Source organism: Pseudomonas putida (assembly GCF_009883635.2).
In the GTDB taxonomy this organism is placed as follows: domain Bacteria; phylum Pseudomonadota; class Gammaproteobacteria; order Pseudomonadales; family Pseudomonadaceae; genus Aquipseudomonas; species Aquipseudomonas putida_W.
Window position 1 is genome coordinate 2,685,966 of record NZ_CP026115.2, and the last position, 14,589, is coordinate 2,700,554.

Here is a 14,589-nt window from a genome sequence, read left to right on the forward strand (position 1 = left end):
ATAAGCGGCCCTTTCTTCATTCAGAGGATGGGTGAAATCAGGCGCGCTATACGCATCCCCAGTTGCTGGACACGATGGGTATCGCGGCTGTCTTCGGCGGTGATCTCGCGGGCCTGTTCGAAGTCGTCCAGCAGCATCGCTTCCACCTGGTCGGCGAACGGGCGGTCCACCGTCAGCAAGGTGATCTCGAAATTGAGCCGGAACGAGCGGTTGTCCAGGTTGGCGCTGCCGATCGCGCTGACCTCGTCATCCACCAGCACCACCTTCTGGTGCAGGAAGCCAGGCTGATAACGGAACATCCTCACTCCTGCACGTACCGCTTCGAACGCGAACAGGCTGGAGGCCGCATAGACGATCCTGTGATCGGGCCGAGACGGAATCAGCACGCGCACATCCACCCCGCGCAGCACTGCCAGGCGCAAGGCGGCGAACACGGCTTCATCTGGAATGAAGTAAGGGCTGGTGATCCATACCCGCTTGCTTGCCGAGTGGATGGCCTCGATGAAGAACAGCGAACAGGTTTCCTGCGGGTCTGCCGGGCCACTGGCTAGGGCCTGGCACAGTACGCCGTTGTCGGGGTAGGTATCCGGCAGGATCAAAGGTGGCAGCTGGCGCGTGGCCCAGTACCAGTCTTCGGCAAACGACTCCTGCAGGCAGGCCAGCACCGGGCCGCTGATCTGCACATGGGTATCGCGCCAAGGTGACAGATGAGGGTTCTTGCCGAGGTACTCGTCCCCTACGTTATGCCCACCGATGAAGCCGAGCAGGCCATCGACCACGACGATCTTGCGGTGGTTGCGGAAGTTGACCTGGAAGCGGTTGAACCATCCGCGGCGGGTCGCGAAGGCATGGATCTGCACACCGCCATCGCGCAGTACCTGGCTGTAGCTTGCGGGTAGGGCATGGCTGCCGACACGGTCATACAGCACGAATACCTTCACCCCTTCGGCCGCCTTGCGCAGTAACAACTGCTGCAGATCTTTGCCAAGAGCGTCGTCGTGGATGATGAAAAACTGCACCAGTACCGCTTCGCGTGCCTGCTCGATGGCGGCGAAGATAGCGTCAAAAGTGGCTTTGCCATTGATCAGCAGCTTCACTTGGTTATTGGCCAGGCAAGGCATTCGCCCGAGTTTCGGCATGGCACGCAAGGCCGCGTAGCTTTCCGACTCTCTGGCGGTGAGGGCTTCCTCAACCCACGGCCGCCAGTTGAGGTTGGCCATCGCCACGTGCATTTCCTGGTTGGCCTGGCGCCGGGCCTGGATGTAGGCGTAGAAGGATCGCGCACCAAAGATCAGGTAGGGAACCAGCGTGAAGTAAGGTATGAAGAACAGCGACATGGCCCAGGCGATTGCGCCTTGGGCGGTACGCACGGTGAACACTGCATGCAACGCGGCGATCATGCCGAGCAAATGAATCAGGCCGAGCACGTAGCCGAAAAAGTAGGGGCTGTGGTAATCCATACGCATCCTGCTTGCCGAATACACAGCGGATAACAGAACACGTTCCACGTCCGGCTTGCAACCTGAAAGCGGATTTGGCGTCTAAGGCTGAGCCCGGCCCGTTGGCCGGTTTTCCGAGGAGCGTTCGTACATGAAGATTCGTCTGCCACTGTTGGCTTTGGCCCTGGGCCTGAGCAGCCCACTGGTGCATGCGCAGATGTTGCAGCCTGGTTTGTGGGAGCTGACTACCAGCAACATGCAGGTCGATGGCAAGCCGCTACCCGATATGCAGTTCATGCTCGGGCAGTTGAAGAACCTGCCACCGGAACAGCGGGCCATGATGGAAGGGGTACTGGCCAAGCAGGGCGTCACGATTGGTGGCAACGGGGTGCGTTCGTGTCTGACGCCTGAGCAGGTCCAGACCAACGATATTCCGTTGCAGGACCCGAAGTCGGGTTGTACCCAGAAAATTACCGACCGCACCGGCAATGTCTGGAAGTTCCAGTTCAGCTGCCCGAAAGCCCAAGGTACTGGCCAGGCGACGTTCCTCAGCGACAAGGAATTCACCACGCAGGTCAACGGCACCTTCAATGCCTCGGGCGTTCAGCAGCAGGGCAGTATGAACACCCGGGCCGTATGGCTCGGCAACGATTGTGGAACAGTCAAACCCCGGACCTGAGTTTCACCACCGCGATTGGCTGCTGGCTACCGCATCGTGGGCATGCAGGCTCTCTGCATGTTCCACGCGCAGCTTGAAGGCGGTAGCCCACTGCAACTGCCGCAGCGACTGATGCAGTCGCCGCGCGGCATCCTCACAGAACATCAGGTTCTGCCCATTGGCCAACGCGAACGCCTGTTCGTCTGCACGCTTTACGGCGGTCTGCACAGCCGTACCCAGGCTTGCCTCAATCTGGTCGATCAATTCGGTTATGGGTAGCGACACCAGATTGTCTCGCAGGCGCACGCTAATCAGCGCCTGGCTGCGCTGGCTATGCGGTGTTGCGACGATGCCCTGGCTGCTGCCCAACCACTCCAGTACCGCGCTGCGCTCCAGGTGCCGCCCAGAGAAATCAGCCTCGAACTGCTGTTGAATCAGTTGCCTTGCCAGCGCTGCAGAGCAGGGGCAGGTTGAGGAGTAAGGGACACAAACTGATAGTTCCACGTGGAACATTTCATTTTCTATCTTCGCTTCGAGGGTAATCGGATAGCTCTTCCAACCTGCGAGTGGGCTGACCAAGGCTGGCCGTTTCAGCATGTGCTCGAAAGCCAGGTTGAGATAAGCCGCGTTGGAAAGCCCTTCGTGGCTGGCAAGGAAGTCAGCCAGAAGATGGCGAATAGCCAAGGGCGTCAATGGTTGCTGTTCAAGCGATTCCAGTGCGAGGTAGAGGCGAGACATATGAATGCCCCGCGAAGTGCCATCCACCAAGCTGACACCTGCATTGGCCATGGCCGCCACCTGACGACCATCGAGCTGGATGGGTAAGGCGATGCCGCACATGCCGACCCAATCCAGTGGGACGGCATGCTCTTGGGTCTGTGCGGCAATGTCGGGTAGTGTCAGGCTAGTCATGGGGATACCGATACCAGGCAAAAGGGTCAGCGACATCCGCCGACCAGGCTGCAATGCAAGTTGAAACGTTGGCCGCTGGAGCTGGACACGCGATTGAACGTGGTCCAGCCAACACGGCGGCTGTAACCGAACCAGGCTTCACCATCGCTGGCCAAACCGGTGAAGAACGTCAGCGCGCCATAGCGGCTGTTGGTTTGCGACCAGAGCCGACGCGTCATCGTGTCGAAGCCGCGAAGGTAGAGATGGCTGCCTTCGGTGCGCACGCTGTAGTAACTACCTTTGCCGTCCTGGCAGGCGAGCAGCGTTGCGCTGCGGGTACACAGCGCCAGCGAACTGCCTTGCGCCACTGCCAGGGCTGGCAGAGGCGCGAGAAGCAGCAGCAACAGGGCAGCACGTGACAGGCTCATTTCCATCTCCGATGTACCCTTCCGACGAATACGGCTTGGCGAAATTGTATTGTTACTTTATAACATTATGCAATGCATCGTTTCGAGTGCGTCCGCCTGAAGAGGTTTCACCATGTCCAATCGCCTCCCCGTCACCGTGCTTTCCGGCTTCCTCGGCGCCGGCAAGAGCACCTTGCTCAATCATGTGCTGCGTAACCGCGACAACCTTCGGGTCGCGGTGATCGTCAACGACATGAGTGAAATCAACATCGACGCCAGCGAAGTGCAGCGCAATGTCAGTCTCAACCGTGCAGAAGAAAAACTGGTCGAGATGAGCAACGGCTGCATCTGCTGCACCCTGCGTGAAGACCTGCTGGAGGAAGTCGCGCGACTGGCCGAGGAAGGCCGCTTTGACTATTTGCTGATCGAGTCCACCGGTATCTCGGAGCCGCTGCCGGTCGCCGAGACATTCACCTTCCGCGATGAGCGAGGCCGCAGCTTGTCCGACATGGCGCGCCTGGACACCATGGTCACCGTGGTCGATGGCCTTAACTTCCTGCGCGATTATCAGCAAGCCGACAGCCTGGCCAGCCGTGGCGAGACGCTGGGTGAAGACGATGAGCGTTCAATCAGCGACCTGTTGATCGAACAGGTCGAGTTCGCCGATGTGCTGCTGCTCAGCAAGATCGACCTGATCAGCCAGCACGAGCGCGAAGAACTCACCGCCATTTTGCGCAGCCTCAATGCCCGCGCACAGATCGTACCGATGGTCATGGGCCAGATACCGCTGGCGCGGATTCTCGATACCGGGCTGTTCGACTTCGATCAGGCTGCGCAGGCGCCAGGTTGGCTGCAGGAATTACGCGGCGCGCACATACCGGAAACCGAGGAATACGGCATCGCGGCGACCACCTGGGAAGCCCGCCGGCCACTGCACCCGCAACGCTTCTTCGACTTTATCCACAACACCTGGAGCAACGGTCGGCTGCTTCGCTCCAAGGGCTTTTTCTGGCTGGCCAGCAAATTCCAGGAAGCCGGCAGCTGGTCGCAGGCCGGCGGCATGATGCGTCATGGCCTGGCCGGGCGTTGGTGGCGTTTTGTACCACGGGAACACTGGCCGCAGGATGAGCAGAGCACAGCAGACATTCTCAAGCACTGGCACGCCGAAACCGGTGACTGCCGTCAGGAGCTGGTGTTCATCGGGCAGAACATAGACTTCGTACAGTTATCCACAGAGCTGGATGCCTGCCTGCTTAGTGATGATGAAATGGCGCTTGGGCCGATGTCCTGGCTTCGCCTGCCTGATCCTTTCGGCCCCTGGCATGCCGAGGAAGCGGCATGAACCCGGCGTTGCGCCCTGTGGATATCCGCCAAGCCTTCGCAGAATCGCCAAAGGTGCTCACCGAAATCTTCCAGGATGGCGTGAACCTGGCTGTCTGGCAGCGCCGTTTGCCAGCACAGGTGGAAGACTTTGCTGCCTTGGTGGTGAGCCTCGGCCAGTCCCTGGCTGATCAGCGTGTACTCGATGTGAGCGAGCACGAACCGCCGCTATTGCCTGGCTTGCTGCAGGAGGCAGCCGACCTGCATGGTTACGAGGGCTTTGTCGCCGATGTGAAGTGGCTGGTATCAGCCTACACCTGCCTGCTCGGAGCACGGCGGGTGGGGCTGCGGCTGCGAGTGCTGCAAGGTGCCATGTGTCCGCGCTTCCATGTGGATAACGTGCCCTTGCGCTTACTGACCACTTACGTGGGGCCTGGCAGCGAATGGCTGGAAGAAGGCGCAGTAGCGCGGGTTGGCCTGCACCTGGCGCCGGCACCTGTGGATAACATTCGCACCTTGCAGGCGGGAGAGGTGGCCGTCCTCAAAGGGGAAAAATGGTTGGGCAATGAAGGTGCGGGACTTATCCACCGCTCGCCAGCCAGCGACCAGCGGCGGCTGTTGCTCAGCCTTGACTGGTTGGCATGACGGGGCATAGTGGGATGAATTCCCCTATAGAAGCCCTGGCATGCTGCAGAACATCCCCACCCACGTCATCGCCGGCCCCTTGGGGGCCGGCAAGACCAGCCTGATCCGCCAGCTGATGGCGCAGCGCCCGGCAAACGAGCGCTGGGCCGTGCTGGTCAACGAGTTTGGCCAGGTCGGCCTCGATGCGGCCTTGCTCAGCCGTGACGAGGACGGTATTGCCATCGGCGAGGTGGCTGGCGGCTGCCTGTGCTGCGTGAACGGCACACCGTTCCAGGTCGGGCTCGGCCGCCTGCTGCGCAAGGCTCGGCCCGACCGGTTGTTCATCGAGCCTTCAGGGCTGGGTCATCCTGTGCAATTGCTGAACCAGCTGCAGCAGGCACCCTGGGTTGGGGTTCTGGCGGTGCAGCCTTTGGTGATGGTGCTGGATGCACAGGCACTGGCCCGAGGTGAGCCATTACCGGAGGCTCAGCAACAGGCCTTGCAAGCGGCAGCGCTGGTTCTGCTGAACAAGGCCGACGCTGTGGATGAAGATATTAAGCTGTTGATAAATAAAGACTTTTTAAATATCCACAAGGTTTGGACCCGGCAGGGGTTGGTCGAGCTCAGCATGCTACCTGTTTCATCCACAAGTCAGATTAGTGACAGTTCTGTGAATAGTTTGCCTAAAACAAGTCTATCCACAGCGTCTTCAGCCCTGTGGATAGATCCTTCTCTGCCGATTTGTTCGGCTCATGAAGGTGAGGGGGGTTGGAGCATCGGCTGGCGCTGGCACCCCAGTCAGCAATTCCAGCCACAGCGCTTGCAAGCGTTTCTCACAGCCTGGCCATGGCGACGCGCCAAGGGAGTTATCCACAGTGTCGATGGATGGCAGTCATTCAATGGGCTGGAAGGTGACTTGCCGCAGTGGCAGCCGAGCGACTGGCGCAAGGACTCGCGCATCGAGCTGATCTTCGAGCAGGCGCAGCCAGAGCCGCTGTTACAGACGGCTCTGGCGAAATGCCTGATCTGATTGTCAGTTGCGCCAGCGATTGTGCTCCTGGCGCCACTGCTGCATCTCGATCACATTGTCAGCCCGTGGCGGCGTCTTGATCTCGAACGGGTAGGGTGCCAGTTCGATCTGTGCGCTGTGGGCGCCGAACTGGGTCACGGTCCCAGGGTGGCGTTGTTCCCCGGTCACGGTGAACTCGAAGGCATAGACCCGGGCCAGACGCTTGCGGCCGTTGGCATCGCGGATGAACGCAATGCGCTTGAGCGCAACGGCGTCATCCAGCAGTTCCAGGTCGAGCTTTGCGCAGTGCTGTTTGACCCGCTCCAGGGCCTTCTCGCGTAGCCCATGGTTGTGCCATAACCAAGCGCCTGCCGTGGCCAACAACATCAGGACGAAGAGATTCTCCAGGGTCAACATTTACGTATGCTCCAAACAGGTCGAACCAGCTTAACTGCGTCCCTGGCCTGTCGTACAGGTGGCAATCGAGTCCATACTGCGCGCTGCACAATCCTTGAAACAGCTTTGGAACCCTCCCGCATGAAACGTACCCCGCATCTGCTCGCCATCCAGTCCCACGTGGTGTTCGGCCACGCCGGCAACAGCGCTGCGGTGTTCCCCATGCAGCGTATCGGGGTCAACGTCTGGCCCCTCAATACCGTACAGTTTTCCAATCACACTCAGTATGGCCAGTGGGCGGGTGAAGTGCTCGCTCCAGCGCAAATTCCTGCGTTGGTGGAAGGTATTTCCAACATTGGCGAACTGGGCCACTGCGACGCCGTGCTGTCTGGCTACCTTGGCAGCGCCGAGCAGGGCCGGGCGATTCTGGCTGGGTTCGAACGCATCAAGGCTGTTAACCCGAAGGCACTGTACCTGTGTGACCCGGTCATGGGCCATGCGGAAAAGGGCTGTATCGTTCCCCAGGAGGTCAGCGAGTTTCTGCTCGATGAAGCAGCTGCCAAGGCGGATATCCTTTGCCCCAATCAGCTGGAACTGGATAGCTTCTGCGGCCGCCGTGCGCAATCGCTCGAGGACTGCGTCAGCATGGCGCGCAGCCTGCTCGAGCGCGGCCCGCAAGTGGTGCTGGTCAAGCACCTGTCGTATCCGGGGCGTGCTGAAGATATGTTCGAGATGTTGCTGGTGACCCGCGAAGACAGCTGGCACCTGCGTCGCCCCCTGTTGGCCTTCCCGCGGCAGCCGGTTGGCGTGGGTGACCTGACTTCGGGCTTGTTCCTGGCCCGGGTGCTGCTGGGCGACGGCTGGCTACAGGCCTTTGAATTCACCGCGGCGGCCGTGCACGAGGTGCTACTGGAAACCCAGGCTTGCACCAGCTACGAACTGCAGCTGGTGCGGGCCCAGGATCGCATTGCCCACCCGCGCGTGCGCTTCGAGGCGCAGCGCCTGGCTTACTAAATCGCGTCGGTTTTAAGGTCCTGGTAGCGCTTTTCCAGCTCCTGACGGATCTGGCGGCGCTGCTGACCCTGCAGGAAGCGGCGCTTCTCTTCGCTGGAGTGCGGCTGGCGAGGCGGCACCGGCACCGGGCGGCGGTTGTCATCGACTGCGACCATGGTGAAGAAGCAGCTGTTGGAATGGCGTACCGAACGCTCGCGGATGTTCTCGGTGACCACCTTGATACCCACTTCCATCGAGGTGTTGCCGGTGTAGTTGACCGAGGCGAGGAAGGTCACCAGCTCGCCGACGTGAACCGGCTCGCGGAAGATCACCTGGTCGACCGACAGGGTCACCACATAGCTGCCGGCATAGCGGCTGGCACAGGCATAGGCCACTTCGTCTAGGTACTTGAGCAGGGTGCCGCCGTGTACGTTGCCAGAAAAGTTGGCCATGTCCGGTGTCATCAAGACGGTCATGCTCAGCTCGGCGTTTCCAGGTTCCATAGTGTGCTCACGGTGAGATTGCGCTGAATCGGGGCGGGTATCTGCTGACACTTCTGTTTCCCCTCTAGAAGGTTTGCCTTCCTGAATTACGGGACGTTGCCGGACGCTCCCTCGTCACGCCATTTACCTCATCAGAAGCGGCTGTTCGGCCGATCTGTTTCTACATATTGCACCGGCTTTTTGCGGCGGGGTGCGATGTTAACCTGAGTACGCCCATGCAACGTGGGCGTTTCTGCATTCAATACAGTATGTACTCGCTGCTCGCTCAGCTTTGCCTTGGCAGAGGAGCGGTCTGCCCGGGCATCCAGCAAAGTCGAAAAGGAGTATCGCGCCATGCATGCCATCAGCTTCATCCAGGATCTGGCAGTGATCATGCTGGTCGCCGGTGTGGTGACGATCCTCTTTCATCGCCTCAAGCAGCCCGTGGTACTGGGCTACATCGTCGCTGGCTTCATCATCGGCCCGCATACGCCGCCGTTCGGCCTCATCCACGATGAAGACACGATCAAGACCCTGGCCGAGCTGGGGGTCATTTTCCTGATGTTCTGCCTGGGCCTGGAGTTCAGCCTGCGCAAGCTGTTCAAGGTCGGTGCCACGGCATTCATTGCGGCATTCCTGGAAATCGTCCTGATGATCTGGATCGGTTTCGAGATCGGCCGCTGGTTCGGCTGGAACACCATGGACTCGCTGTTCCTTGGCGCGATCCTGGCGATTTCCTCGACCACCATCATCGTCAAGGCGCTGAACGACCTGAAGATGAAGAACGAGCGTTTCGCCCAGCTGATTTTCGGTGTGCTGATCGTCGAGGACATCCTAGGCATCGGCATCATCGCCTTGCTGTCGGGCATCGCCGTCAGTGGCTCGGTCAGCTCCGGTGAAGTGTTCTCCACAGTCGGCAAGCTGTCGCTGTTCATGATCGTCGCGCTGGTGATCGGCATCCTGCTGGTGCCGCGGCTTCTGGCCTACGTGGCGAAATTCGAAAGCAACGAGATGTTGCTGATCACCGTGCTGGGCCTGTGTTTCGGTTTCTGCCTGTTGGTGGTCAAGCTGGAATACAGCATGGTGCTGGGGGCCTTCCTGATCGGTGCGATCATGGCCGAGTCGCGCCAACTGCTGAAGATCGAACGCCTGATCGAGCCCGTGCGCGACCTGTTCAGCGCGATTTTCTTCGTCGCCATCGGCCTGATGATCGACCCGCAGGTGCTGGTCGACTACGCCTGGCCGATCGTGGTCATCACCCTGGCGGTAGTGCTGGGCAAGATGCTGTCGTGCGGCATGGGCGCTTTCATTGCCGGTAACGACGGGCGCACCTCGCTACGGGTGGGCATGGGCCTTTCGCAGATTGGCGAATTCTCCTTCATCATTGCGGCCCTGGGGATGACCCTGCAAGTTACCAGCGACTTCCTTTACCCGGTGGCGGTGGCGGTTTCGGCCATTACCACGCTGCTGACGCCTTACCTGATCCGCGCCGCCGACCCGCTGTCGTTGAAGCTCGGCAATGTCGTGCCACGGCGCCTGGCGCGGGTGCTGTCACTATATGGGGAATGGTTGCGTAACATTCAGCCGCAAGGTGAAAGCGCCATGCTGGCGGCGATGATCCGGCGCATCCTGCTGCAGGTGGGTGTAAACCTGGCATTGGTGATCGCGATCTTCTTCAGCGGCGGTTACTTCGCCGGGCGCATCGGCACTTGGCTCAATGAGTGGGTGACGGATATCAGCCAGCAGAAGGCGCTGATCTGGGGCGCGGCGCTACTGTTGTCGCTGCCGTTTTTGATTGCTGCCTATCGCAAGCTCAAGGCATTGTCGATGCTATTGGCAGAGATGGGGGTGAAGCCGGAAATTGCCGGGCGGCATACCCAGCGCGTGCGACGCGTGGTTGCCGAGGTGATCCCGCTGCTGTCGCTACTGGTGATCTTCCTGCTGCTGTCGGCATTGTCGGCGAGCATTCTGCCGACCAGCGAGCTGTTGCTGGTGATCGCAGTGGTAGCGGCGGTGGTGGTGGCGTTGCTGTGGCGCTGGTTCATCCGCGTACATTCGCGGATGCAGATCGCCTTGTTGGAGACGCTGGAGAACAACCGCGATCACTCGCACTGAAGGATACGCTCCCTGCGCAAGATTTCACCGTCGTCCGAGGGGATGGAGCGGTAGCGATGTCGCCAGGCGCAGAAAGCCTGGCGATTTTAACTGCATTAATGGCGCTAAGCCATTATTTCCCTGTGTGTCAGCTTTCCAGCCACACGTCCCGCGCCCAGTGCCACACCGATTCCCAATTGTCCTCGGCAGTAGCTTCATCTTCTGCAACCCACAGCACCACGGTGCCGTCTTCTTCGACGCAGTAGTAGTCGTCGCCGTCCTGACACAGTGGAATCAAGTCGCGTGGCACGCCGGCATCCCAGGCATTGGCCGCGACATCGGGCAGGTAGGTGTGCGATTGCGGATCAGTGACGGTTACAGGCTCGAGCGAACCGTACACGACATCGCTGACGGTCAGCAGAAACTCTTTGAACACGAACGGAATGTTGATGAACAGCTCTTCCTCGATCTCTACCAGCTGGTCTTCGTCGGGAAGCTCCAAGGGCACCGGCACGGGTTCATTGGCTTCACGGAGTTGTTCGATCACTTCTTCCACGGCTTACATCCTCTGACCTTGATGACAACGCTGCGCGTTATACCCTAGTAGCCTGCTCTGGCAAAAGCAAAAACCCCGGGACAGGCCCGGGGTTTTTTGTGCAACGTGCGTCGGTTAACCGTTTTGACGGATACCGGCAACCAGCCAAGGCTGGTTGTCGCCCTGGGCGCGAACCATGTGCCAGCTTTCGCTGAAGGCCTCACCCTGGTCGAAGCGCGAGGTCTTCGACACACCACGGAAGGTCAGGGTGGCGTCGGTGCGGTCGGCGCGATCGTCGACACCGTCCAGCTGCACATCGAGGTCATCGATGTAGGTGGACTGGAAGCCATCACCCAGGTCGGCACGCTCGCGCTTGAGGAACTCGAGCATCTGCGGGGTGACGAACTCGGCGATCTTGTCCATTTCGTTGGCATCCCAGTGCTGCTGCAGCGACTGGAAGTGGCTGCGGGCTGCGGCCAGGAAGCTCTGCTCGTTGAACCAGGCCGGTGCGTTGATCACCGGAGCGGCTGCGGCAGCAGGAGCGGCCGAACCACCGAAGATCGACGGCTGGGCATGCTGCTGGCCATGGGCTTCACGCTGGAACGGCGCGTGGCCCGGAGCGGCCATTTGCGGCTGCTGCTGGCGACGTCGCGCGGCAATGAAGCGGAACACCAGGAAGGCGATCAGCGCCACGATCAGGAAGTCCATGATCTGGAAGCCTTCGAATCCGTCGCCCATGAACATGGACGCCAGCAGGCCACCGGCGGCGAGGCCGGCCAGTGGGCCCAGCCAGCGCGAAGCACCGCTGGCGGCGGCCGGAGCGCGACCTGGAGCGGTCGGCGCGGCGGCAGGCGTGGTTGGCGTAGCCTGGCGGGTCTGGTGGATAGGCGCGGCGCCCGAGCTCTTGCCGCCGCCGAAACGCTTGGCGTTGGCGTCCAGGCTCAGCGTCAGGCCGACGCAGAGCGCCAGTGCGATGCTAAGAAAACGTTGCATAAGTGGGATTTCCCCTGTTGTGGATTGCACGCGCGTCATGGTGCACAGGTTCCTGTGCACATGGCCAGCGACAAGATGTTTCCAGCTTTTGCCTGAATGTTTCGAGGCTTTTAGATAGCCTCGAGCTTGGCGTACCCCAGCATGAGCCATTTGCTGCCTTCGGCGAAGTTTACTTGCACCCGCGCCTGGGCACCGGAGCCCTCGAAGTTGAGGATCACCCCTTCACCAAACACGGCGTGCTGCACGCGCTGGCCAAGGTTGAAGGCGGTCTGCGGAATATTGGCATTGGCGAACAGGTTGCTGCTCGTGCTCGTCGAACCGCCAAACGGTCGGCTGACACTGTTGGAAAGGCGTACCTCCTGAACCAGGCCGCTCGGAATCTCGCGTACGAATCGAGACACCTTGTTGTAGGTCTCGCTGCCATAGAGGCGGCGAGTCTCGGCGTAGGTCATGATCAGCTGGCGCATGGCACGGGTAATGCCCACGTAGGCCAGGCGGCGTTCCTCTTCCAGGCGGCCGGGTTCTTCCAGGCTCATCTTGTGCGGGAACAGGCCTTCTTCCATGCCGACCAGGAACACGTAGGGGAATTCCAGGCCCTTGGCACTGTGCAAGGTCATCAGCTGAATGCTGTCTTCGTGCTCCTCTGCCTGGGTATCGCCAGCCTCCAGCGAGGCATGGCCAAGGAAGGCCGACAGCGGCGACAGGTCGGCGTCGTCTTCGCTGGTTTCGAAGTTGCGCGCGGCGCTTACCAGTTCCTCAAGGTTTTCTACCCGTGCCTGGCCCTTTTCACCCTTCTCTTCCTGGTGATAGATGATCAGGCCGGACTGCTCGATGGCGGTCTGGGTCATGGTATGCAACGGCATGTCCGCGACCTTGCTGGCCAGGCCCTCGATCAACTCGATGAAGGCACCGAGGGCAGAGGCAGCGCGGCCTTTCAGCGCCTTGGCGGCCAACAGCTGGCACATGGCTTCCCACATCGACAGCTGGCTGTGGCGGGCATGTTCGCGAATGGCTTCGACGGTCTTCTCGCCGATTCCACGAGGTGGCACGTTGATCACCCGTTCCAGCGCCGCATCGTTGCCGCGGCCTTCGATCAGCCGCAGGTAGGCCATGGCATTCTTGATTTCGGCGCGTTCGAAGAAGCGCTGGCCACCGTAGATGCGATAGGGGATGCGTTCGCGCAGCAGGGCTTCTTCCAGCACCCGCGACTGGGCGTTGGAGCGATACAGGATGGCGATATCGCTGCGCGCGTTGCCTTGCTTGATCAAGCTTTCGATGGTCTCGACCACATAGCGCGCTTCATCGTGTTCGTTGTAGGCGGCGTACAGCGTCAGCGGCTCGCCTTCACCCATGTCAGTCCACAGTTCCTTGCCCAAGCGCCCGCTGTTGTTGGCGATCAGCGCGTTCGCGGCCTTGAGGATGCCGCCGGTGGAGCGGTAGTTCTGCTCCAGGCGGATCATCTCGGCGTCGGGGAAGTCGGCTGTGTACTGGTGAATGTTCTCGATCTTGGCGCCGCGCCAACCATAGATGGACTGGTCGTCGTCGCCCACCGCCATCAGGCTGCCACCGTTTTTGCCGGCCAGCAGGCGCAGCCAGGCGTATTGCACGGCGTTGGTATCCTGGAACTCGTCCACCAGAAGGTGGCGGAAGCGCCGCTGGTAGTGTTCCAGCAGGCCAGGGTGGTCGCGCCACAGGTCGAGGGCGCGCAGCAGCAATTCGGAGAAGTCGATGACCCCGGCGCGCTCGCAGGCCTGTTCGTAGGCACTGTAGACATCGCGCATGGTCTGCAGGAACAGGTCGCCGCTGGCCTGGATATGTTGCGGTCGCAGGCCCTCGTCCTTTTGCCCGTTGATGAACCACTGGGCCTGGCGCGCCGGCCATTTCTGCTCGTCCAGGCCGAGTTCGCGCATGACGCGCTTGATCAGCCGCTGCTGGTCATCGCTGTCGAGGATCTGGAAGTTCTGCACCAGGCGTGCTTCCTGCCAGTGCGCCCGCAACAGGCGGTGCGCCAGGCCGTGGAAGGTGCCTACCCACATGCCCGCCGGATTGATACCCAGCAGTTGCTCGATCCGCTGGCGCATCTCGGCGGCCGCCTTGTTGGTGAAGGTCACCGACAGGATCGAGTGCGGCGAGGCCTGCTCGACCTGGATCAGCCAGGCGATGCGGTGCACCAGCACGCGGGTTTTACCGGAACCGGCGCCAGCAAGCACCAGCTGACGCCCAAGCGTGGCCGCGACGGCCTGGCGTTGGGCATCGTTGAGGGAGTTCAGCAGGAGGGAAAGGTCATCTGTGCGCATTGAGCCATTCTATGGCGATGCGGGAAATGGGGCAAATATCTACTGTATGAATATTCACCCCATTGCTGCGATCTGCGTTGGCCGAGTGAACCAGATCGCCCGTCACGACGAGTGGTTCACGCCGGGGGGTTACTGATTAGTCTTGATGGTATCGATGTTCACAAGCTTGGTCTCGTTGGCGGAAACAATCCTCAAGGTTGGCCACTTGCAAGTCCCTTTTTGTTCGTAGACCACGGTCTTCTTCGTTTCAACTTGCAATGTGATTTCGCCAGTGTCACGAGTTTGCAGGTGAAGTTCTGCCCACCCTCCTTTATTGCGCACCACAGGCTCAACCAGCTCCAGCTCAATGGCTGGGCTACTGACAGTGACAGTGCATTCAACTCGGAACACTTCTTCAAGGTTGGTGATTTCGTTGACTGCAGAAACTTCTTCAATGGTTACGGTCATGGTT

15 protein-coding genes are annotated in these 14,589 nt (G+C 60.5%); 6 read left to right on the plus strand and 9 right to left on the minus strand.

Annotated elements, in window-relative coordinates; all coding sequences use genetic code 11:
• Nucleotides 1-20: 20 nt before the first annotated feature.
• A complete protein-coding gene (gene cls, locus C2H86_RS12120; RefSeq protein ID WP_159412701.1) occupies nucleotides 21-1,460 on the minus strand; it encodes a cardiolipin synthase in 1,440 nt (479 codons plus the stop codon).
• 130 nt (nucleotides 1,461-1,590) lie between these two features.
• On the opposite strand from cls, the gene C2H86_RS12125 reads away from it, so the two are divergent.
• Entirely contained in the window at nucleotides 1,591-2,118 is a 528-nt protein-coding gene (locus tag C2H86_RS12125; protein ID WP_060483822.1) for a DUF3617 domain-containing protein, read from the plus strand.
• Nucleotides 2,119-2,121: 3 nt separating this feature from the next.
• Here C2H86_RS12125 and folE2 read toward each other — a convergent pair whose 3' ends face one another.
• Nucleotides 2,122-3,009 (minus strand): GTP cyclohydrolase FolE2, encoded by an 888-nt coding sequence (gene folE2, locus C2H86_RS12130; protein WP_159413087.1) that lies wholly within the window; start codon nucleotides 3,007-3,009, stop codon nucleotides 2,122-2,124.
• 26 nt (nucleotides 3,010-3,035) lie between these two features.
• Nucleotides 3,036-3,416 carry a glutamine synthetase gene (locus C2H86_RS12135; protein WP_159412702.1) on the minus strand — a complete coding sequence of 127 codons (381 nt, stop codon included), beginning with the start codon at nucleotides 3,414-3,416 and terminating at the stop codon, nucleotides 3,036-3,038.
• Between the two features lie 112 nt (nucleotides 3,417-3,528).
• Between C2H86_RS12135 and zigA the strand changes: the two genes are divergently transcribed.
• From zigA to C2H86_RS12150, 3 genes are read left to right on the plus strand one after another with little or no spacing between them, the layout of a single operon-like run.
• On the plus strand, nucleotides 3,529-4,737 hold the full coding sequence (gene zigA, locus C2H86_RS12140) for a zinc metallochaperone GTPase ZigA (protein WP_159412703.1): 1,209 nt from the start codon (nucleotides 3,529-3,531) through the stop codon (nucleotides 4,735-4,737).
• Complete coding sequence (locus C2H86_RS12145; protein WP_159412704.1) at nucleotides 4,734-5,360, plus strand: DUF1826 domain-containing protein; 627 nt, start codon at nucleotides 4,734-4,736, stop codon at nucleotides 5,358-5,360. The genes zigA and C2H86_RS12145 overlap by 4 nt, the downstream gene beginning before the upstream one ends.
• A 40-nt stretch (nucleotides 5,361-5,400) precedes the next feature.
• Complete coding sequence (locus C2H86_RS12150; RefSeq protein ID WP_159412705.1) at nucleotides 5,401-6,369, plus strand: CobW family GTP-binding protein; 969 nt, start codon at nucleotides 5,401-5,403, stop codon at nucleotides 6,367-6,369.
• A 3-nt stretch (nucleotides 6,370-6,372) separates the two neighbouring features.
• On the opposite strand, the gene C2H86_RS12155 is transcribed toward C2H86_RS12150, so the two are convergent.
• Entirely contained in the window at nucleotides 6,373-6,765 is a 393-nt protein-coding gene (locus C2H86_RS12155) for a DUF3301 domain-containing protein (protein WP_103448416.1), read from the minus strand.
• Nucleotides 6,766-6,885: 120 nt separating this feature from the next.
• On the opposite strand from C2H86_RS12155, the gene pdxY reads away from it, so the two are divergent.
• Nucleotides 6,886-7,758, plus strand: a complete 873-nt coding sequence (pdxY, locus tag C2H86_RS12160; protein ID WP_159412706.1) for a pyridoxal kinase PdxY — start codon at nucleotides 6,886-6,888, stop codon at nucleotides 7,756-7,758.
• Here the strand turns inward: pdxY and C2H86_RS12165 are convergent.
• Nucleotides 7,755-8,240, minus strand: a complete 486-nt coding sequence (locus C2H86_RS12165) for an acyl-CoA thioesterase (RefSeq protein ID WP_103448418.1) — start codon at nucleotides 8,238-8,240, stop codon at nucleotides 7,755-7,757. The genes pdxY and C2H86_RS12165 overlap by 4 nt on opposite strands.
• A gap of 333 nt (nucleotides 8,241-8,573) precedes the next feature.
• Here C2H86_RS12165 and C2H86_RS12170 point away from each other — a divergent pair, with 333 nt between their 5' ends.
• Entirely contained in the window at nucleotides 8,574-10,334 is a 1,761-nt protein-coding gene (locus C2H86_RS12170) for a cation:proton antiporter (RefSeq protein ID WP_159412707.1), read from the plus strand.
• A 127-nt stretch (nucleotides 10,335-10,461) separates the two neighbouring features.
• Here C2H86_RS12170 and C2H86_RS12175 read toward each other — a convergent pair whose 3' ends face one another.
• The 4 genes from C2H86_RS12175 to C2H86_RS12190 form a co-directional block, all read right to left on the minus strand.
• On the minus strand, nucleotides 10,462-10,869 hold the full coding sequence (locus tag C2H86_RS12175; RefSeq protein WP_159412708.1) for an SMI1/KNR4 family protein: 408 nt from the start codon (nucleotides 10,867-10,869) through the stop codon (nucleotides 10,462-10,464).
• A gap of 114 nt (nucleotides 10,870-10,983) precedes the next feature.
• Nucleotides 10,984-11,841 (minus strand): Tim44 domain-containing protein, encoded by an 858-nt coding sequence (locus C2H86_RS12180; protein ID WP_159412709.1) that lies wholly within the window; start codon nucleotides 11,839-11,841, stop codon nucleotides 10,984-10,986.
• Nucleotides 11,842-11,951: 110 nt separating this feature from the next.
• A complete protein-coding gene (gene uvrD / locus C2H86_RS12185) occupies nucleotides 11,952-14,138 on the minus strand; it encodes a DNA helicase II (RefSeq protein ID WP_159412710.1) in 2,187 nt (728 codons plus the stop codon).
• A gap of 129 nt (nucleotides 14,139-14,267) precedes the next feature.
• A complete protein-coding gene (locus C2H86_RS12190) occupies nucleotides 14,268-14,585 on the minus strand; it encodes a hypothetical protein (RefSeq protein ID WP_159412711.1) in 318 nt (105 codons plus the stop codon).
• Nucleotides 14,586-14,589 lie beyond the last annotated feature (4 nt).